A 20056-nucleotide genomic window follows, 5' to 3' on the forward strand; every position below is an offset into this window, starting at 1 on the left:
GATTTGCGATACCACGTTTACCTCTGACTAACCCTTCAAGTACGGTCGGTTTTACCATTCCCAGACATTGTTATTCAGACCACACGGCGGTACGAGTGCCACTCCTCGCCGGCCGGCAACCGGCGGATAAGCCGCTGCACGGCCCCACCAATATCGCTGCGTGACCCCGGCGACAGGACCTGGTAGCGCTGTTGTCCCGACATCACACCCTCTACGCAGATACGGCCAGCAGGGGTGTCGACAATGGCGACCGTCGAATCGCCAACGACGAGGCGTGCCGTTTTTTCGGGTCCGATGCCCGCTTGTAGCGCCACGATGGCCGCGTGCGCAGAGCGGGCCGGATCGGCCGCCATCGTTGCGATCTGCAGCTGGTCGACGTCGAGACGCTGGCTGAGCAGGAACGAGCGCAAGCTCGCGCCGTCACGCACCGATTGCTGCAACTCGTCGGAATCAAGCGTGACCGGCTTGAGCGGCGCGGCTTCGGCGACCCCGCACAGCCGCTCGACCTGACCAACCACGAGTTCACTCGCCGCGGCCTCGTCACTGGCAGTTCCGGCCGGATATAGGCGAACTAGTTCGCCGTGGCGCTCCAACACCACCCACCAAGTAGCGAAACGGCAGATCGCGGCACGCGTCGGCTCATGGCCCGGCACGTTCATCGTGACGAGTAGCCCCAAGTCGCGCCGCACCAGCACGGTGAGCCATTCACGGATCATCGGATCGGCAGCACCAGACTCGTCGAGCGCACCGGCCGCCATCAGTTCAGCGGCGATCGGATGAGCCAAGGCCCGGTCGGGGGTGTCGAGGCGCGGCAGCAGGGGGCGCAGCCCAAGCTCGGGGCAGGTCTGTTCCACCCCCGTTACCGCCTGGAGCACCCAAAGCCCATCGACCGTCGTCGTCAGCATGCCGATGTCACCTCTCGTGGCTAGCTAGTGGCTGGGAAACAACAGAAGGTGGGGCATACCCGCGCCTCCCGCGCCGCTGCCCCACCTTCACCTGGGCATCAAGTGCCCGCGGACTCGACCCGCTAGAACAAGCCAGCGATGTGCTGGTCGGTTCCGATCGCATTGCCCAGCACATGGCTCGTCGTGGTTCCGTGCTGACTGACGGTCTCGATCAGGCCCCGCAACCCCGACAGCATTTGCGCTTGAGCGTCGAAGAAACCTGAGGCTCCATGGCCTGCAAAGAACTCCTGTAGCGCATGTGTCTTGGCCGCGGTGTCATCGTGAATCTGGTGGAGCTGGCCGGCGCGTGCCCCAACGTCCGAGGCGAAGTCGGACACTGCTCCAGGGTTGTAGGTGATCTGGTCGCCCATGGTGAATTCCTTTCCGAAGCGTGAAGTGTGGTGGGAGTGCGTCAGGATCCGTGGCCGGCGCCGAACAGCGACTGGAACGCGGTCTGGGAGTCCGCTTCGTGGGCCTCCATGAGCGCCGCAGCCTGAACAAGGCCCTCGGCGAGCCGGGTGCCACCCACCAGGACCTTGTTGAGGTCACTGGTGATCTCGGTGGCCGTCATATGCGAGGCAACGACGCCGGCGCCGGACCAGGTCGCGGGGTTCATCACGTTCTCCTGGTTAGCCAGGTAGCCCTTGGCGATCCCGAGGGCGTGTTCCATATTCGCCTGGATATCGCGGGCAGTGCTACGCAGCATCTGCGGTGTTACTTGGATTGTGCTGTTTGCCACGGGGGTGTCTCCTTACTGCGATTGGCCGGTCAGCCCGCTGAAAACGGGGCGTGATCCGAAGTGTATGGCTGCCTTTCGAAGCTGTCGATTCACCTTTGCTCTGGTCGGTGTTACAGCCGCTCGTCGACCACCCGCACGGTTGCGGGCTGCTCGGTTTTTCCCTGCGAACCCCGGTGTGCGCCCGCCGCTGGGGCAACCGGCATTCCGCCGACGGGGGTGCCGCCGGCCGTCGTGGTGGGTCCGCGTGGGGTGTCCGCGCCCAACGCCCCGCTAGGCCGCAACCCCACGGGTCGGCCACTGGCGCCGGACTCAAACGCGCTCACGGGACGGGTAAAGCTGGTCGCGGGTACGCCCGCACCGGCCATTGAAACGCCGCCGCCGCCTACTCCGCCTGGCCCGCCGGCCGCCGCGGCCGAGATCCCGCCGGCCGCCGATGCGGCCGACGCGCCGGACGAAGCACCGCCCATCCCGAGCGCACCGGGATTGGCGAACATGCCCATCAGCGACTGCAGTGGCTGCATCGCGCTCATGGGCGCCTGCATGAGTCCGGAGGGAGCCTGCAGCGCCTGCGGGATCGCTCCCATCATTGATTGGACCGGCTGCATGAACGAACCGACCTGACTGCCCACGTCTTGGCCAGCAGAGGCGGACTGGTTGGCACCGGATGTGCCCGTTGAAACGCCCTGATAGGCGGCGCGCATGGCGTCGCCGGCCCCGGTAACCGCGGCCGCCTGGCCGGCCGCCGCCGCTGCTTCGGCCGGGGCTGCCGGTGATGCGCCCATCGTGGCCACCGGTGGAGCGATCGCCAGGCTCTCCGCCAGCCCCGCGAGGACCGCGCCGTACGTGGCGCCGACCGCGGAGTTGTTCGGCCACATAACCCCGAAGTACTCGACATCCAGCGAAACGATTCGCGGAGTCAATGTGTAGAACACAATCGGGTTGACGAAGTTGTCGACTCCCCACTCGTCACGGTTTTCGATGCACTCGGGCGCCGGACGCATCGCGGCATTGGCGGTCTCGAACGCGGCCACAGCCGTCGACACAACAGCTGGCTTCACGTCAACCCAGCCAGCCAGCCCGTGCAACGAGGCATTGAGCATGGTGACATTGATGGCCGAGGCCGCCGACCCACCACCCAACCAGCTCGTCGAGGTCGCAGCGGTATTGATGGCCGAGGCCACGCCGGAGGCATGGTGGCTGGCACCCAAGGTCGTCCATGCCGCTTGATTGGCTACGTGGGTGGCCACGCCCGTACCCGCCTTGAGGAGCAGATCGTTTTCCTCAGGCGTTCGCGCAGCCCACCCAGGATCAGGCATGCGGACGTCCTACCTCAGAGTTGAGCCGCGACCGCGAGCGCGCGGGCACCCTCCGTCACGCCATACAACGCCGACGCCATGCCCTGAGTCCCCGCGAACAATCCGCGCTGCGCCGCATGCTCGGACACCACCCCCAGGTAGCTGGCGCCGCAGGCATTGAGGGCGGCAGAGAACATCGCGGAGTCCGGGTCAGCGCCCATGGGCGTTGTTCCCAGCAGGACCGGCGCCGCGGCCGCCGCCGCAGCCTCAGTTTCTGCGCTGATCGCCGACTCGGCGCCTGCGGACGCCAAAACGTCTTCTGGCTGTATAGACCACATTTTCCCCTCCGGTTCCCGTCGCAATGGGACGTGTTGACGCAACAGTGTAGTGCGGTCTGGCCAATCGTGTATTCAGAATGCGGACGGTTCGAACACAGCTGGCTGGCGAGCCCTTGCTTAGATCGGCGGACAGGGCTTGATTGGCCCTTCGCCTGGCCCTCGACCTCGACCCGCGCAGACGGGATCGGATGAACTGCAAGTGCCGATTCCTGGGTTACCGAAGCCACACTGAACCTTGGGCGTGCGGTGATCCCGCGGCGCACTGCGATTTTCTGTCGCTCATCGTTGCAGAAGACCGCGGTCGAGATCGGTGCTATCGCCAGCGCTCTCGACGCCACCGCCGCCGATCCTCGGGAGTAAATCCCAGGGCAGCGCCAACACCACACCGGGGAAGCTGGGCGGCAGCCCCATAGAGGGCTGGAGCACATATGGCGCTGATTGCACGTACAACGCTGACTACCTATAGTGGCTGGTGAAGCTGATGCATTGCGGTGTCATCAGAAGTGGACCCCAGGAGTTCCTGCCGGAAGACAGGGCCTGGGGTTTCGCGTTTCTCAAGCCCGGATCTCCAGCATTGTCACTTTGGATTCAATCAGGGTGTAGTGCTCTGAATCGCCGCAGCGAAGCTGTGTAACCGCACCACAGCAGGCGTCAGGAATCCACAGCATGGGTTCGACGGGGCCGCCAACGTGGTCAAGGTGCAGATGCCCGCCGAGAGCGTGCTTTCTGCGAAGGTTGTCGAGCGTCGCGTGGTCTTTTTGGTCGTCCTTGGTACCGCGTGACTCTGCGATTGCCCGACCAACCCCCATTGCGACGAGTTCGGGCAACAACCGCTCCATACAGAGCCGCCGCTGACGCTCGGCGTGCTCGGTGGTGGTGGGGTGCGAGCGCACGACGACAAGGTGCTCGACTCCGGTACTCGCAATGGCCGAAGTGATCGCGAACTGGCGGCCGCAGTCCTCGTTCCGCCAATGGAGCTTGCGGTGACGTTTTCCGACCAGCAAACCCCGCATAACCTCGCGGATCGTCTCAGCTTGGCGGCGTTCGCAAATCGCAGCACTGAGAACATAGGTGCCGGGGTCGGCCCTCCGGTTGGAACCGGACTCATCAATCCAAGCATCGAACAAACTCATGGACGGGACGCTAGCGACGCGGGGTGCAGCGCCCGTCCCTGGAGCTTGCTCAGAACGAAATGCAGGCCGGGGCGTAGATGCTGGCTGGGATGGGCAGCACTGGTTATGTCCAGAAGAAGTACCGGGTGCCCCTCGCAGAGCTGCGATGGGCCGAGGATCAAGGCCGCGGCCCCGAGTGTGACGAGGAGGATGGCTGTAAAGGCCACCCAGAGATGAACCGGCGTCGTTGCCGCAACACCAGCAGCAACCCCAAGCCAGGTGAGATAGGCCGCTGAAGGCCCGGTCGCCACACTTAGAGCCTGTTGCCCACGTTCCCTGGCCATATCTTCGTTCTTCCGCAAGGGTCCGACCTGGGTAGCTCGAACCCAACCGACCCGCAAGGGTCGAACAGGAACGGAAGCCAATGTCAAGACGTGCTCATACCTGCGATAGCCGAGCAGAGTTGAGTGCCGTGTCGGGACTCGGCGCGACATTGCCGCACTACTCGCCTGAATCAAACTGACCCACCGCCAAGCGGGTCATGGCACTACTTGTCAAACCACGCTCGCCAGTGCTCAACAAAGCTCACAAGGTTCGATCCTGCGAGCGACTCGGACGCTGCGCTGTTGGTTTGGATCACAGCGCTGCGGCTCAACGCCCTTCGGCCCAACACCTTTGGGCTACTGCGCTGGGGCGCCAGAAGGCAGGCCAACCAAGACCCCTTCGACATCACCGTCGGCGCCGACGAGCAAACCGCGGCCCGGCGGCAGCGTCTGCGCGCGAACTAATCGATTGATTCTGTTTTGTGGATCGTTGTCCATGTACAGCTGGGCTACCTTCGCCGAAGTCTGGAACCTCATCCACGGATCCATCGGCATCGTGGCCCAGTTCGCGCTGTTGCGTGTCGCGAACACGTGCAAACCTATCTGCCGGGCACGTTCCATCAGTTTCCACAGCGCGGCACCCACGGGCGGCTTGGGCGGGTAGCTCTGCTCGGGCCGTAGGTCCTGGACGTCGTCGATGAGCACGAAATGCCGCGAACCCTCCCACGGCTTGAGCGCGCGCAACTCCTCCTGGCTCAACCCTTTGGGAGGCAGCCGCGGCAGCAGGACCTGCTGCGCCAGTTCCGTTATCACCTCGTCGATCTCGTCTTGGTCATAGGCGTAGGCACGCACGTAGCCCGGACCGTGGAGATCCCGCAGCCCATGTGCGGCGGTTTTCGGGTCAATGAGCGTCAACTGCGCCTCCTCCGGGCTGAACCGACTCATCACCGCCTCACCGATGGCCACCAACGCCGAGGTCTTGCCGCAACCTTGCCGGCCCAAGACCATCAATCCGGGGCTCTCATCCAGCCGCAGTGGAACCGGCCCCAGCTCGTGACGTTCCCCAATCGCAAACGCAATCGACAGATCGTCGGCGCTCGGGCGTGCGGCCTCCTGATCAAGAATCGCCGTCAACTCCACGCGCTGGGGCAGGCGTTGCAGACTCGCATGTTTGGTCACCCCGGCGACCTCAACGACTCGAGCACCAACGTCGACGGTGTTGACGACGGCGCCAGTCGCGGGATCCGTCAGCGCGGGCATTCCGACCCGCAACTCGTGCAAAGAATCCGTCAAGCCGAACCCGGGCAGATTCAAGGTGCGCCGCGCTGCCTCCCGCGATTCGATTGACGAGTGCCCCATCTGACTTTCACCGGGGTCAGCCAGGCGCAACTGGATTCGAGCCGTCACGTTCTGCAGCAGACTCTGGCGTTGCCCATGAATCCAGCCCCCGGCGCTGCACATTACGTGGACCCCGTACTCCGGGCCGCGGCTACTCAACGAAATAATGCGGTCCCCCAACAGATTGTCCTTGGAGTACAAGCCGTCGTAGTCATCGAGCACGACGAACACATCACCGAACGGATCGTTGGCATCGGTGCCCCCGAGTCCATCGCTACCCGGCCCGAAACGGCGCTCTCGGAACCCGTCGAGGTCAATGTTGGCTCGCCGGAACGCATCCTCGCGCGCATCGATCAAGGCGTCCATGGTGCTCAGGATTCGCTCGATACCTTCAGAATCCTTGGGTGACACGATGTCCGTCACATGCGGCAGCGACCCGATCTGGGCGAGCGTAGCCCCGCCGACACAGAAGAACGTCACCCGCGAGGGACTGTACATCGCCGCCGCCGAGCACATCAACGTCATCAATGTCGTTGTCTTACCGCGCTGTTTAGCGCCCACCACAATAATGTTGCTGCGCAGTGCGTCCACCGCATACACGACTTGTTTGGATTCCTCTGGAATATCCATGATCCCCACCGGGAACATCAACCCCACGTTGTGGCCATAGTCGACGTCCCACGGTTTTCCTCGGTAGCCGGCAACCAGAACATCAATCGGCTGGGGGTCTTCCAGTGGTGGCAACCAGGGCCGGCGCGGTGATCGGTTCGGCACATTTTCCAACGACTCCCGCAACACGTCGACAATCTTTTTCCGCTTGAAACCGTCATCGTGATAAAGGAATTCATCGGGCTCCGCGTCGACGGCAGCTGCGGCTTCCAAGGCCGCAGCGTCAGCAGAGTCCAGCGGTTGGTATTGCCAGTTGTACAGCCGCGGCTTCGTCAAGGTCATGTCGACGGTCCTGTCCACCTCCCGTTTCTTGGGTACGACAAAGGGCGCGGATAGGTAGAAGCAGCGAAACGGCTCCAAGTCACGCGGTCCGACCTTCAACAGAGCAAAACCATTCTCCTTCGACGGCAGATGGTATGCAGCGTCTGAGCCGATCACCTCGCGGCTGTCATCGCCCGATTCGGCGCGCAGGGCGATCCGAAAGGCGATGTTGGACTTCACTTTTTGTAGCGATGACAGATCCAGCCGTTGCCCGCCCAGCATAAAGAACACATTGGCGCCGCGACCTTCCTGACCGATATGGATGATCAGGTTGATCCACTTTTCGTGGTTGGCGAACAGCTCCAGGTACTCATCGACGACGACCAGGAGAACGGGCACCGGCGGTAGATCGCGCCCGGCTAGCCGGATCTCTTCGTAGTCGTTCGCGTCGCGTGCGCCGACCGATTTGAACAGCTCGTAACGCTGTTTGATCTCCCCGTCGATCACCCTGCGCATCCGTTCTGCGAGATGCCGCTCATCCTTGCCGAGGTTGGACAGCGCAGCCACCACGTGAGGGATTCCCAGAATGTCTTGCGCGGCCGATTCGAACTTCATATCCACGAAGATGACATTGAACGTCTCCGGTGAGTGCGTCAGCGCCATTCCATAGACCAGCGACAAGAAGAACTCCGACTTGCCCGAACCGCTCGTACCGATGACCACCGAGTGAAACCCGAACCCGCCGAAGTCCTTGGCACGGATGATGATGTTTTGCAGCTCGCCGTTCGGCTTGGCGCCCACGGGGATCTCCGACCAACGCTCGTCGCCGCGGCCGCGGCGCTGCGCCCACAGACGGTCGACGTCCAGCTCACGCGGGTCGGCGACCCCCAACGATCGCAACAATTCAGCTGCACCGCTGGTTGAATCGGTGACTTCGCTTCGGCTTGTCGGTGACCACCGCGCCATCGCCCGCGCGTACCGGTAGGCCCGATGGATTGACAGCTGATCGGCATGTGCGAAAAACTTGCCCCGCGCGCGGAGCAACGGCGCAGGGCGCTGATCGTCGTCCTCGACGTCCTCGATCTCGGGGCCAGTGTTGATCGCAGCTGCACCGCCAGGCTCCCCGTTGCATTCGGCTGCCTCGAAGACCTGGTCTGGTGCGAACCCGACGCCGGTTCCTACTCGTGATGCTATGCGCAGCAGGGTAATCCCTGCCTTGCCGACCTGGCCGACTACGCTCTCCCACGCTTCGGGGCTGCCAGTGTTGTCGTCGACGATCACTAGGTGTGGACCCAAATCTATGGCGTCAGCGCCGTGCCCAGTCTCTAGTGTGGAGCCCATCGCGGTCGGGCTGGTCGCCGCCATAGGCGTCCAGGCGCCGCGCTTTCCCTTCATGTGCAACTCGCCGCCGAGCGCCTCCTCCAGCTCTTCGGGTGTGGCAAACACCAGGCGCCGCCACCCACAGGCATCGAACAGCTCGTCGTGCAGGTTGTGGGGCAGCCACACAATCCACGACCACACCTCCGGGTTTCGGGTTACCAGCAGCACTTTCACGTCGTGTGGGTTGTGAAATACCGCCAGCGAGCACAAGACCGAACGCATCAAGGAGCGGACTTGGTTCAAGTCTTCGCTCACGAAACTGAACCCAGGAGCCGATCGCAGGTTCACTACCTTGGCGATATCGCGAATCTTGCGCTGTTCCAAAATGAAATCGCGCAAGGCTTGCCCGGTAACGGGTTCTAGTTCCTCGTCGGAGGAAATGTCGGGCCAGGTGACCGACAGCACCGAATCGGGTGCGTGCTGCACACCCATGCCCACCCGGACCTCGAGAAAGTCCGGGTCAGCGCGGCCCCGTTCCCACATACGCGGACCGCCGATGATGGCGCCCAATCCCCTTGGATCGGAGTGCACCGCGTGCTGCCACTCGCGCTGCGCACACACCGCCGTCTGGATTTCATCGCGGGTGGTATCCAGGTCGCGCAGATAGCGCCGGCGACCCCGTTCCATCTCGCCCCACGTGATCTTCCGCGCCCTGCCGAATCTCCCGGAAAACGCCAACATGCTGAACGCGCCGATGCCCATCAGCGGGAAGAAGCCGGTCGACAGACTGCGCACGCCAGAGACGTAGAGCATGACGATCGTGCCAATCAACGCCACGATCAACGCGGGCACACCGATCATCACCCAGATGTTGCGTGGTTCGCGTTCCGGTAGAGCTATCGGCGCATTCGGGGCTACCCGGACCGGTTTCGGCGACGCGATCTTGACGCGGTTGATAGGAAAAGCTCTCTTGGACATGCTTCAGCCTCCGGCCTTTGCCGTTGTCACTACAGCCACCTGGCCCCGCGTCGGCACGGTGTCGCGGGCCAGCAGTGCAGCCTCCCGCGACAACGCCGGACCTGCGGCAAAAGTCCGTAGCAGCGGCCACGGCGCTTGTACCGCCATGGCTGGATCGAGTCCAAGGGCACGCAGTGTCGCCTCGTCGGACGCGATCCCGAATCGCACCCCGTTGTCTGATATCCAGAACAACGACTCGCGCGACTCCGCAGTGATAACACCGCTGGTTGACGTGACGAAGTTCGCCGCTCCTGGCAGTACCAGGACGTGGTTGGCGACCACCGACTCCGGGGCACGATCGTCTCGCACCAAATGCACGATCCGCCTGTCCATCGACGCCGGAACCGGAAGCCCTCTTCCGTTGAGAACGGCGATGCGGGCCTGGCGATCCGTGGACCCCTTCTCCCACGCCACGCATGTTGTTGGATTCGCCACGGTGTCAACGAAACTCAGTCGCTTGGTCGGGTAGTACTCCACCGGCAGCGACGTCAGTTCCGGGGTGTTGACCAACACGTCGGGACTCACTACCCGCGGCGCGGTGGAGCCATAGGAGTTCGCGCTGCGCAGTAAGTCGGCGACGAAGCTGTTGATCCGCTGCACTCCATCTGCCAGCACGACGTAGTATCGGCTTCCGCCACCGGCGGTTTGGGCCTGTAGCACCGCGCCCACCTGGGAGCCGGGTACCCATTTCGAGGGGGTGCCCGCTTCGGGTATCTCGGGCACACGCAGCGGCTCCGTCGCAGGAAGTCCATCGAACAACGCCCGCGAAATCCCTATTGGTGCCGTGACTCCGGGGTCCAAGCCCAGGCTCAACGTGATTGCTCTGTTGGTCGGATCGATCTGTGAGCGCTTGCCATCCCAGATGACGTAGGTTCGGCCACCGAATGTGACAAGCAGCCCCGCATCATCGCGCAACGGTGCGGCGCGACCACCGCCGGTGAGCTGGCCCGCAATTGAAGTCACCATCGGTGCGTCTCCGCTGCGCGGACGTCCCGCCGTATCGCAAACTGCCCACGCCGACACCGAACCCGCATTCACCGGCATCGCCGCCGGTGCGCCGGGAATGCCAACCAACGGCCCGGTCGGATACTTGGCAATCTCCGAGGGTTTCACCCACGTCGGCCGACCGGCAGTCCCGGTGGCCAGGCGGGCGGAGATCAAGTTCAGCGCCGGGTAGAGCCGGCCATCAATCCGTGCGTAAAGCGCCCCGGAATCGCGGTCACCGATGATTGCCGAGTCCCCCACAACCCCTCTGGGCTTAAGGACGTTCAGCAAGATCATCCAACCCGCAACAATGGCGACCAACACCAAGGACAGTGCTAGTGCGGCTGCCTGTTTGCGGTCGTCGTGTTTCATCCGCACCGAAAAGCGGGTCGTCGCTGCCCGCAGCCGCCGGTTATAGAAGAGGTGGCCCGAATTTTGGTCCCGGTTCGACAAACTCAACGGCATGATTCAGTACCCCCTGGGGGAACGACGCGGATCGGCCTGCTGAATCCGATCGGCCAGATTCGACGCATCAGCGACCACCCCGTAGTGGCCCCGCGCATAGTTGATGAACGCGCACGCTTGCGACACCAAGTCGTGGATATCGGGCGACGTTCCCGGCTGGTGGTACTTGGCAAACGTCGGGGCGATGAACTGCCAAGCGCCCTTGCTGGGCGTGCCCTTCGCGGCGTTCGAATCCCAACGGTTTACCGCGTAGGCATCGTAGTTCGATTCGCGGCGAGCGACCAGATCCATCCCGCGTTCCCAGCGGGCGCGTGCAGCAGGATCGTGAATACCTTTGATATCTAGGGCCTTTCGAATAGCCGCCAACACCGCTCCTCGCCCGCTGCGAGCAGTCGGCGGCACGCTGCGACGGGCTCTGCGTCGCGCAGCTGATCGCGCCCGCAGGTAGCGCAACCGCCGCAGTCGCAGCGCCAATTTCCGCGCGCGCGAGCTGGTCCGAACGATGTGCCCATGCTGAGCCCGCAATCGAGCCAGCATCCTCGCTACCAGCTCGCGCCGTCCCAGCGGCGTGTCGGCGGCCGGCATCGCATCGCTTTTCGCGGCGTCGAGGATCGCGCGCGTCGCCACACTCGCATGGGCGTGGTCGGCGCGGGCTGACCAGAGGATCTGCGCCAGTGCCCTGTCGGTATCGGCGAATCGCCGAAGTTCCCGCGCTAGGCCTTCCGCTCGGGCGGCGGCACCCGCGGGCAGACCTCGAGCTCCTGCGGTGTGCGATATCCGGCCGGCCTGGGGGTCGAACTGCGCTGGCGAATGATCGCCAGGTGGGGCCACGGCGCGTCCTGCGAACAGGCGATGGCCGCGTGATAGCGCCGCCACGGTTTGCGCGATCAGTGGATCGGTCAACGCTCCTCCCGCCGTGGTTCGCGCCGAAATCCGTGCGCGGCTGCGGGGCGCGCCGGCCGAGCCAACCAAAGCCCGCTGCGGTTGCCAGGCCTATGCGACAAAGAGGTCGGCGACACACTAGACCTGCCACTTTGGAGCCAGCAGGCCGCGCTGACGAGAGAGCCTCACGGCACGACATTACTGCTGTCGGCATTGCCCGACCACTCACTATCACCGTCGGACTACGAGGAGGCCCAACAGGGCAACACTCCCTGAGCCATTCGGCTGTGGATAGCTGCTTCCTGGGCAGCACTTCGCCGACTACTGGAACGAGTTTGGTGGGGCTCCGGTGTGCTTGCCGAACATGGCTGAAAAGGCTGCGGGAGTTCCATAGCCGAGCCTGGTGGCTGTCTGGGTAACGCTATTTCCCCTGGACAGCAGCCTGATGGCGTGCAGGATGCAAGCGCGCTGACGCCACTGCTGGAAAGTCAGGCCAGTTTCTGCGCGGAATGTTCTATTGAACGTGCGGGTACTCAGGCCCAAGCGGGATGACCACTGCTGCGGCGTCTCACGAATGCTCGGGGCTGTGGCAAACATTCGACAGTGCTCAAGGAGGGTGCCCTGGCTCGGCATCGGCAAATCGAAGGGCAGCGGGGTCACGGCCTGGAGTTCGTAAAGGATGAGGTCGACCAAAGCGCCATCGCGGCCGCGCGGCCGATAGTCGGCGGGTAGATCGACGGCAGCAAGCAGCAATTCGCGCAGCAGTGCACTGACGTCGACCACCTGGCAACGGATCGGAAACCATGGTGCCGCGGAGGGCTCGAGGAAAAGGCTGCGTGTGCTGACGTCCTCCATCGCGACCTGATGGTCAGTGTTCGGTGGGATCAACACCGCTCGATGTGTTGGCACGGTCCAGCTGCCGTCGATCGTATCGACCTGCATGACCCCTGTTGCGCTATAGAGCAGCTGCGCACGACGGTGCTGATGCATCGGCAATAGATGGCGCGGTGGGTAATCGGTCCGTATTGCCACTACTGCGCAACCGGGCCTGTCCACGTCATCGACCGCGACGTTACGCATGCGATAGACCTACTTAGCTTGTGGCGTAAAATCGATTTTATCTGACTTAATATCGATTGTACGCCAGCAGTCAAAACTCTAGCGTTGGTGCGGTGTCCGAGTTCTTCTTGCTACTGCTGGCTGTTGGTGTTGCGACCGGGGTGACCACCGTGTTGTTCGGCTTCGGTGGCGGATTTGTCACTGTGCCTGCCGTCTACGCAGCCGTTAGCGCAGCCGACGCTATGCACACCGCGGTGGCGACCTCGACGCTGGTGATGATCGTCAACGCAAGCTGGGCAACCATCGCCAGCGCCAGGCATGGCCTATTGCACAAGGCATATCTGTGGCCCATCGGGGCGTTCATCGCACTGGGAGCGGCCATGGGTGCTCTGGCCGCGAACTGGGCGCCTGAAGGTGTGCTCCACGTGTTGTTCGTCGCCTTCGTTGCCGCGACATTGATCGACGGCATCGCACGCAACAGCGTCCTGGGCCGTTCGCCTGATGGCCAGCCCGCAACACCGCTTAGCGCTACCGAATCAACTATCGGTGGACTCGGGATCGGCGCGATTGCCAGCTTCATCGGCGTCGGCGGAAGTGTGCTGACCGTGCCATTGCTACGCCGCAAAGGCATCGCGATGGTCGGCGCCGCCGCTCTGGCCAACCCGTTGAGTCTCCCCGTCGCCGCCGCAGGAAGCATGGTCTACGCACTTGCCACACCAGGGGCGAGCCACCCCGGCGAAGTCGGCCACATCAACCTCGCCGCTGTAGCGATCTTGTTGGGCGGATCATTGCCCACCATCGCGGTCACCAAGCGCATTCTGTCCAAGAAAACGATTTCCGAACGGGTTCACGCCAGCAGTTACCTGATCCTGCTCGGCGTCGTCCTGATCGCGATGACCGCGACCATAGCGTGGTGAATGGAAGATTGACCAATAACTGCGGCGCGACTAGCTTCACCAGCAGCCCATCCGGGGCATAGCGCTGGGTTGACGCTGGGTGGTTCGGGTATGCGCACGCAAAGATCCGCCGAATGAATCGCACGATCGCGCTCACAACCGGCATCCTGGCAGCGCTGCTTGGGGCGTATCAGTGTTGGCGCGCCGTCCGGCTCCTGCATATCGCATCGATCTACTCGGAGGTCCTCAGGCTTCTCGGGCGCCTCCTAGAGAACTACACCACGCCGTTTCACCGCTTCGTCGTGTGGCTGAACGCCGAGGCCGCGTTGGCGGTCGGCGGCGCACTCGCGCTATTGCTCGGCGCCGCGATGATGTTCGCACGCAGGCCTATCGCTCCGACACTGATCGTCAGCGGGAGTGCAATCGTCATCGCCCACACCGGCATTGGCTGGGTCGTGGCCACGAGGATGATCCACCGGTTTTACGCAGTAGGGGCACATGATGCTGGCTTGTATTGGTTCGACACACCCAACAGACCTGCAGTCGTGATGCTCTCATTCATACTGCCCGTCATCGGCGCGGTGCTTGCGTTGCTGCCCGCCACCCGACGATCGCTCCGCGGGGATCCAGCTGGCGGTTCTCCGCCTGGGGTCGTCGAAGCCGACTAACGCCGTTGCGGACCAGCGTCTTACGGGGATGTTGGGGAATGTCGCGGCTGCGGCCGAGCACCTGACGCTACGGAATGCGTGCGGGTGCTATTGGCTCACGACCACATATTCAGATTCGTGGTCATCGCGCCGGTGTAGTTGGCGTGCGCATTCTGGCCCGCGGCCCGCAATAGACCCAGTGCGTCGCGCATCATCGCCTCACCCTGGGTCCAATGCCAGTGGGCCTCGGCATGGGCCGCCGCTGCATCCCCGGTCCAGGTTGTGTGCAGACGTGCGACCAAGCTATCGATTTCGGCCAACATGCCGTGGGTATGCCGGCCGAACTCGGCCATCCGCTCTACCGCGTCGGCCAACGCCTCGGGATCCACCCGAAACGCCTCAGCCATCGCGCACGCTCCTGAGCGCTTCCGCAGCGCCGGCTTCGTTCTCCTGATAGCCCGCGCTGGCCTCGGCGGTCAACGTCGCCAGCATCGACAGTCCGCGCTGGACTTCGGAAGCCCCCAGATGCCACAACTCCCATGCAGAGCTGTACGCGCCCCCCGAGGCACCCTGCCACCCGCCGAGCATGTCGGTGACCTGCGCATTCAGCTCGTCTAACTGCGTTCGAAGATGCTCCGCCGCACCACTAAGCGAGTGGGCGAAGCCCTGCATCACTTGCGGATCCACGCGCAATTCGTTCTCGGCAGCCACGGGCGCAACCTAACGCCGCCCGCAGGCACCCGCAATTCACCCGACGCCGCTAACCCCTATCGGTCTACTCCCCCACGCCCATCATCTTCGTGGGGGTCTGAGGTATCTATTCGGGTTCGGGCGTTTCGCCAAGATCCCGCCCGAGGGCGCGGTCGCGGCGAGCGGGTGACCACCGACTTGCGGCAAAGTACGCGCCCAGGTACGCGATCAGGGGCAATGCAAACACCATCAACGAGGCCAGACTGGCGATCGCGAATTGAACTCTTTGGCCCCGCGCGATCGGAAGCCTGCGGCCCGCATCGTCCCAGCCGGACAGCGCCGCCCCCACGATGGCAGCGCCGACCAACATCGATATTTTCCACGTCCAACCGACGATGTATGGCCCGGTGCCGATGACGCAGGCACTGACCGCGACCAGCCACCAATGGTTCCTCGCCGACACCACGCCGAGATAGCTGTCCGGGGGCGGCTGATACGGCTCTTCTCCGTCAGAGCTCGGGCTTTGCTGGCCGGGGGGCCTCATCGTATACGAGAAATAGCGATTGCCGATTTTCAAGAGGGAATCGTCGTAAAAGAACGCGAAGCCCGCAGCGATCATTGCGCCCGCAATGCAAATCGCCAGGCTCGCATGCCATCCGCGCGGTGACACCGCGATCGACATAAGAATCGTGCCAACCAGGAATCCAAACCAGTAGATCCTCCGATGCAGCCGTTCGGGGAGATCGACAAAGAACGGTACGGCCGCGATCGCCAAAACACCTATTGCCACCCAAAGCACGACAGTCGACCAGGCAGGGTTGTCGACCCGGCCGGACTCTACAGCTGCAACGACTACAGCACTTCCGTCAATGGTCGAGCTGGGATCCAACTGCTCCACCGAACTCTCCTAGTCCAAATCCACCGAGCGTCGCGCCGAGGACGCCCCCGACGAACGCGCCTCCGGGACCCAATGCCATGCCCCCAAGCGCTCCGCCCGCCCATCCCAAGCCCATTCCGCCCAAGAACCCTCCGACAGCCTTGCCGGCAGTCTCACCAGCGGGAGCGCCCTGGGTGATTTCCACACCTGCGAGAGCCATGTCTGCGAGCGAACCAGCTATTCCAAGGCGCTTGCCGAGGCGCTTGACTACTTCGGCGTCTTCAGCAGACAACACCCCGATGCTGCCCGGCAGGTTGTGCGCGCCAGTCGAAACGGCACCCGCAGACGCCTGGATCCCGGCGCCACCGGCGCCAACCAACCCGGCATCGTAACGAGCGATTTCGGACAGCGGTATGCCTTGAGACATGCTGCTGATCACCTGTGACGCAGCGGATGCCGAGAGGCCTTCGCGCTCCAACACCTTGGCGGCTTGTTGAGTTACCAGCACCCGCGCTTGTTGTTCGGAATTGTCGAGCAGTTGGGTTACCTGGTCAGGTGCCATCGGCGGTTGCCCAGCGAACCCTTTTTCAAGTTTCCTTTGCCAGTCCAACCGCATCTGGGCGCGACTGCGTGCATCGGTACCCAGGAGCGGATCGACCGGCAAGGGCCCGGTGAAGTGTGCCATCGCGAAATCGTCGAGACGCTCGCTGGCTAGCCGCCGTGCGTCGGCGTCGGCAGCGGGGTCCGTCGCGACGGCGTAGTCGCGCAATCGCGCTGCAGCATCGGCTTTCTCGGGCGTCATCCCGCCCGGGCTGTTGACCAGCGCTTCGTCTTTGGCGCGCTGAGCCGCGTCATAAGCGCGGACCGCAGTCTCGTCTCGCTCGCCGTGGGGGGTTAGGCCATCGCCGTCGAGGCCCTCGATGGAAGTGGGATCGTACCCGTCTTCGACACGCAAGCTCGCCAGTGACTGCTGTAGGTAGTCCGAATAGCCGCCGCGTACCGACTCCAGTTGGCCCAGAGCGGATTTGGTGTCGCTGATGGCCTGGTTTTCCAGCTCGGTGATGTATCCGTCTATCACAGCTCGTTCAGCGGCAGTCAGCTCGCCGCTTTGTTCCAGCCGGAGGGCCTCGCCCAGCTGGCTGTCGATGTCGTGCAGCTGCGTCTCCAGGACCGAGATCAACACTCCACCGTCGCGTTGCGCCTCGGCCAGGGCGGCCGCGATGTCTTCCAAATCCGTCCCAATCTTGGGCAGTTGCGCGGCCTGTACACCCAAAGAATGGGTCGCACGCCGCACTTCGGCTGAGTCGTTGATCGGGTGCTCGCCATTCTCGCGATTCCAAGCCGCCTCAAAGCGGCGGCGCGCCTCGGCAAAAGCTTCGCCCGACTCGGTAGTACAGCGGCCCGCATCATGGAATGCCTGCGCCAGGTCAGCGATCTGTGCGGGGCGCCCAGCTTGCAGGCTCCGGTTGACTGCCCAGGGATCACCCCCGGCCTCAGCGATCAAATGCGGGACGCTTATGTGCCGGAGCTCCACCGCACCGCCAGTAGCGCCGCGGCGTTGCGGTCATCCATGTCGGTGAACCCCGCGGCAGCCAGATACGCCTTGCTACCTAAACCCGCGAGCGCCTCCCGGTGTGCCTGCAAACTCCGTACATGCTGGGAATGTGCGGAGTTCACCGCGTCGTGGAACGCATCAGCGGCCGCAAAGGCGCCGAACATCTCCGACATCAACGGCCCCCGCGAAAGTCGATCGGCGCCGTCTTGCGCGTAGTCACCGGCCCGGTGAGATTCGCCGCCCCCGGAATGGAGCAAGTCAGCGTCAACGAACATCGCTACCCCTTTCGGGCGATCGAGGACTCGAAACCGACCCCCGCCAGTTCCCGGTCAGGCTAGCGACGGCGTACTTGCCGGTCAATTCATCGGCTTCGCGACGCCGACGAGTCGTCGCCATGGCGTCATAGCGTGCTGGCACCGTCGGCACTACCGTCGCCGTCGGCATCGGTGAGCCGCACATCCCAATGCCCATCGCCGTCGGTATCGACGTATGCCGTCTTGCCGTCTTCGTCGGAGCAGAGCACCCGATCGGCCAGCCCGTTGCCGTCGGTATCGACGAGGCGGTCGTCGGGACGGCCGTCACCATCGAAGTCCGTCAGCGGACCGCTGGAGTGCTCGACGCCATCCAACCCGAACCATCGCACGTGTCCGGCCCGATCCACGGCTACCGCCCAGGTCCCGGATCCGTCATCGGTGAAGTAGCTTTCGGCGATGCCGTCATCGTCCAGGTCGAGCACGGCGTGATCGGCTATTCCGTCGCCGTCAAAGTCCGCTAGTGCATCGTCGCGCGCGCCGTCACCGTCGAAATCCAAGCCGATCGCATCGAACCGACCGTCCCCATCGAGGTCGAGATCGGGCGGATGATTCCAGATGGCAGCCGTACCGTCGTCGCCAGCCAGGCAGTAGTCCACGATTGGTCTGACGCGGCCTCGCCGCTAAGGGTTCCCCGTTACTTGGCGAGTTCGCCACCAGCTCAGCAGCTCTGCCGTCGCTTCCTCACGAGTCAGCGGCCCACGGTCCAACCGCAGTTCCTTCAGGTAGCGCCACGCCTCGCCTACCTGCGGGCCAGCCGGAATATCAAGCAACTGCATAATCTCGTTGCCGTCCAAATCGGGCCGCACCCTGTCCAGATCCTCTCGCGCGGCCAGTTCGGCGATGCGCTGTTCGAGGCGGTCATAACTAGCCTGCAACCGAGCGGCCCGGCGCTGGTTGCGGGTCGTACAGTCGGCGCGCACCAGCTTGTGCAGCCGCGGCAGCAGCGGCCCGGCGTCAGTGACGTAGCGCCGCACCGCGGAATCGGTCCACTTCCCGTCGCCGTAGCCGTGGAATCGCAAATGCAGGTACACCAGCTGAGAGACGTCGTCGACCATCTGCTTGGAGTACTTCAGGGCACGCATCCGTTTGCGGACCATCTTGGCTCCGACCACCTCGTGGTGATGAAAGCTCACGCCACCGTTGGGCTCGTGCCGCCGCGTGGCGGGCTTACCGATGTCATGGAGCAGCGCAGCCCACCGCAACACCAGATCCGGGCCGGCGTCTTCGAGGCCTATGGCTTGGCGCAGCACGGTCAACGAGTGCTGATAGACGTCCTTGTGCTGGTGGTGTTCATCGATAGCCATCCGCATGCCACCGACCTCGGGCAGCACCACCTCCCCCATTCCGGCGTCCACCAGCAGGTCGATGCCGGCGACCGGGTCGTCGCCGAGAACCAGCTTGTCCAGCTCGGCGGCGACCCTTTCGGCACTGATGCGGGCCAGCTGCGGGGCCATTTCTTCGATCGCCTGGTGTACCCGCGGGGCGACGGCAAAGCCGAGCTGCGAAACGAAGCGAGCCGCCCGAAGCATCCGCAACGGATCATCTCCGAAAGACACCGATGGCGCCGCCGGAGTGTCCAGCATTCGCGCACTCAACGCCGCCAATCCACCGAGCGGATCAAGGAAATCACCCGGCCCCCTCGGCGTGATCGCTACGGCCATCGCGTTGACGGTGAAATCCCGGCGCACCAGATCGTCCTCGAGTCGGTGACCGAACCGCACCTCTGGGTTACGGGATACCTGGTCGTACGTGTCGGCGCGGAACGTGGTGATCTCTACGCGATAGTCCCCCTTGCCGACGCCAACGGTGCCGAAGTCGATGCCGGTATCCCATACTGAATCGGCCCAGGGACGCACGATTTTCTGAACCTGTTCAGGACGGGCGTCGGTGGTGAAGTCCAGGTCTGGACTCAGGCGGCCCAGCAGGGCGTCGCGCACGGAACCACCAACGAGGTACAGCTCGTGGCCCGCGTCGGCGAACGCCGATCCGAGTTCGCCAAGCGCGGCGGCGTGCCGATGCAGGGCGACCGCGGCGGCGGTCAGCAGTTCGGCATCCTGGACGGTTTCTGGCACGTTCGATCAGCCTAGTCGTGCGACGATCCGGGCCGCTTGCGCCCGGCGAGGAGCCCGACAATCAGGCCTAAGTCGGGTCGGTCCGGCGACGATGCGGGCCGGCACGGGCCGCGCGAGCAGCCGGACAATCACACCCACGATCCGGGCCGCTTGCGCCCGGCGAGGAGCCCGACAATCAGGCCTAAGTCGGGTCGGTCCGGCGACGATGCGGGCCGGCACGGGCCGCGTGAGGAGCCGGACAATCACACCCACGATCCGG

At 63.9% G+C, this 20056-nt stretch carries 20 protein-coding genes; 2 read left to right on the plus strand and 18 right to left on the minus strand.

Going from position 1 to position 20056, the window contains the following annotated elements:
* Window positions 1-74: 74 nt before the first annotated feature.
* From F6B93_RS22395 to F6B93_RS22440, 11 genes are all read right to left on the minus strand, one after another.
* Window positions 75-905 carry an ESX secretion-associated protein EspG gene (locus tag F6B93_RS22395; RefSeq protein WP_211697041.1) on the minus strand — a complete coding sequence of 277 codons (831 nt, stop codon included), beginning with the start codon at window positions 903-905 and terminating at the stop codon, window positions 75-77.
* Window positions 906-1027: 122 nt separating this feature from the next.
* Window positions 1028-1315: a WXG100 family type VII secretion target gene (locus tag F6B93_RS22400; protein WP_211697042.1), complete on the minus strand. Its 288-nt coding sequence runs from the start codon at window positions 1313-1315 to the stop codon at window positions 1028-1030.
* 41 nt (window positions 1316-1356) lie between these two features.
* A complete protein-coding gene (locus F6B93_RS22405) occupies window positions 1357-1683 on the minus strand; it encodes a WXG100 family type VII secretion target (RefSeq protein WP_211697043.1) in 327 nt (108 codons plus the stop codon).
* Between the two features lie 110 nt (window positions 1684-1793).
* Window positions 1794-2999 (minus strand): PPE family protein, encoded by a 1206-nt coding sequence (locus F6B93_RS22410; RefSeq protein ID WP_211697044.1) that lies wholly within the window; start codon window positions 2997-2999, stop codon window positions 1794-1796.
* Between the two features lie 14 nt (window positions 3000-3013).
* Window positions 3014-3316: a PE domain-containing protein gene (locus F6B93_RS22415; protein ID WP_211697045.1), complete on the minus strand. Its 303-nt coding sequence runs from the start codon at window positions 3314-3316 to the stop codon at window positions 3014-3016.
* A 279-nt stretch (window positions 3317-3595) separates the two neighbouring features.
* Window positions 3596-3727, minus strand: coding sequence for a hypothetical protein (locus F6B93_RS23535; RefSeq protein WP_281426116.1), 132 nt, complete (start codon window positions 3725-3727; stop codon window positions 3596-3598).
* A gap of 143 nt (window positions 3728-3870) precedes the next feature.
* Complete coding sequence (locus F6B93_RS22420) at window positions 3871-4449, minus strand: hypothetical protein (RefSeq protein WP_211697046.1); 579 nt, start codon at window positions 4447-4449, stop codon at window positions 3871-3873.
* A 659-nt stretch (window positions 4450-5108) separates the two neighbouring features.
* Complete coding sequence (eccCa, locus tag F6B93_RS22425) at window positions 5109-9317, minus strand: type VII secretion protein EccCa (protein ID WP_211697047.1); 4209 nt, start codon at window positions 9315-9317, stop codon at window positions 5109-5111.
* Between the two features lie 3 nt (window positions 9318-9320).
* Window positions 9321-10805 (minus strand): type VII secretion protein EccB, encoded by a 1485-nt coding sequence (eccB, locus tag F6B93_RS22430; protein WP_211697048.1) that lies wholly within the window; start codon window positions 10803-10805, stop codon window positions 9321-9323.
* A 3-nt stretch (window positions 10806-10808) separates the two neighbouring features.
* Window positions 10809-11708 carry a transglycosylase gene (locus F6B93_RS22435; RefSeq protein WP_211697049.1) on the minus strand — a complete coding sequence of 300 codons (900 nt, stop codon included), beginning with the start codon at window positions 11706-11708 and terminating at the stop codon, window positions 10809-10811.
* A gap of 300 nt (window positions 11709-12008) precedes the next feature.
* Entirely contained in the window at window positions 12009-12767 is a 759-nt protein-coding gene (locus F6B93_RS22440) for an AraC family transcriptional regulator (RefSeq protein ID WP_211697050.1), read from the minus strand.
* A 92-nt stretch (window positions 12768-12859) separates the two neighbouring features.
* On the opposite strand from F6B93_RS22440, the gene F6B93_RS22445 reads away from it, so the two are divergent.
* Together F6B93_RS22445 and F6B93_RS22450 are read left to right on the plus strand one after the other, a co-directional pair.
* Window positions 12860-13663 (plus strand): sulfite exporter TauE/SafE family protein, encoded by an 804-nt coding sequence (locus F6B93_RS22445; RefSeq protein WP_246540923.1) that lies wholly within the window; start codon window positions 12860-12862, stop codon window positions 13661-13663.
* Window positions 13664-13776: 113 nt separating this feature from the next.
* The gene (locus tag F6B93_RS22450; RefSeq protein ID WP_211697052.1) at window positions 13777-14310 is read left to right on the plus strand and encodes a hypothetical protein; all 534 of its coding nucleotides are present in this window, start codon (window positions 13777-13779) and stop codon (window positions 14308-14310) included.
* A 95-nt stretch (window positions 14311-14405) separates the two neighbouring features.
* Here the strand turns inward: F6B93_RS22450 and F6B93_RS22455 are convergent, their stop codons facing one another.
* The 7 genes from F6B93_RS22455 to F6B93_RS22485 form a co-directional block, all read right to left on the minus strand.
* Window positions 14406-14696 (minus strand): WXG100 family type VII secretion target, encoded by a 291-nt coding sequence (locus F6B93_RS22455; RefSeq protein WP_211697053.1) that lies wholly within the window; start codon window positions 14694-14696, stop codon window positions 14406-14408.
* The gene (locus tag F6B93_RS22460; protein WP_211697054.1) at window positions 14689-15000 is read right to left on the minus strand and encodes a WXG100 family type VII secretion target; all 312 of its coding nucleotides are present in this window, start codon (window positions 14998-15000) and stop codon (window positions 14689-14691) included. Before F6B93_RS22460 ends, F6B93_RS22455 begins: the two co-directional genes overlap by 8 nt.
* A gap of 106 nt (window positions 15001-15106) precedes the next feature.
* Window positions 15107-15769, minus strand: a complete 663-nt coding sequence (locus F6B93_RS22465; protein ID WP_211697055.1) for a hypothetical protein — start codon at window positions 15767-15769, stop codon at window positions 15107-15109.
* A gap of 76 nt (window positions 15770-15845) precedes the next feature.
* Window positions 15846-17390, minus strand: coding sequence for a putative alpha/beta hydrolase (locus F6B93_RS22470; RefSeq protein WP_211697056.1), 1545 nt, complete (start codon window positions 17388-17390; stop codon window positions 15846-15848).
* A complete protein-coding gene (locus tag F6B93_RS22475) occupies window positions 17372-17686 on the minus strand; it encodes a DUF2563 family protein (protein WP_211697057.1) in 315 nt (104 codons plus the stop codon). The genes F6B93_RS22470 and F6B93_RS22475 overlap by 19 nt, the downstream gene beginning before the upstream one ends.
* A gap of 125 nt (window positions 17687-17811) precedes the next feature.
* Complete coding sequence (locus F6B93_RS22480; protein WP_211697058.1) at window positions 17812-18321, minus strand: pullulanase; 510 nt, start codon at window positions 18319-18321, stop codon at window positions 17812-17814.
* 24 nt (window positions 18322-18345) lie between these two features.
* Window positions 18346-19797: a CCA tRNA nucleotidyltransferase gene (locus F6B93_RS22485; protein WP_211697059.1), complete on the minus strand. Its 1452-nt coding sequence runs from the start codon at window positions 19795-19797 to the stop codon at window positions 18346-18348.
* Window positions 19798-20056: the final 259 nt, after the last annotated feature.

It is taken from the genome of Mycobacterium spongiae, assembly GCF_018278905.1.
In the GTDB taxonomy this organism is placed as follows: Bacteria; Actinomycetota; Actinomycetes; order Mycobacteriales; family Mycobacteriaceae; genus Mycobacterium; species Mycobacterium spongiae.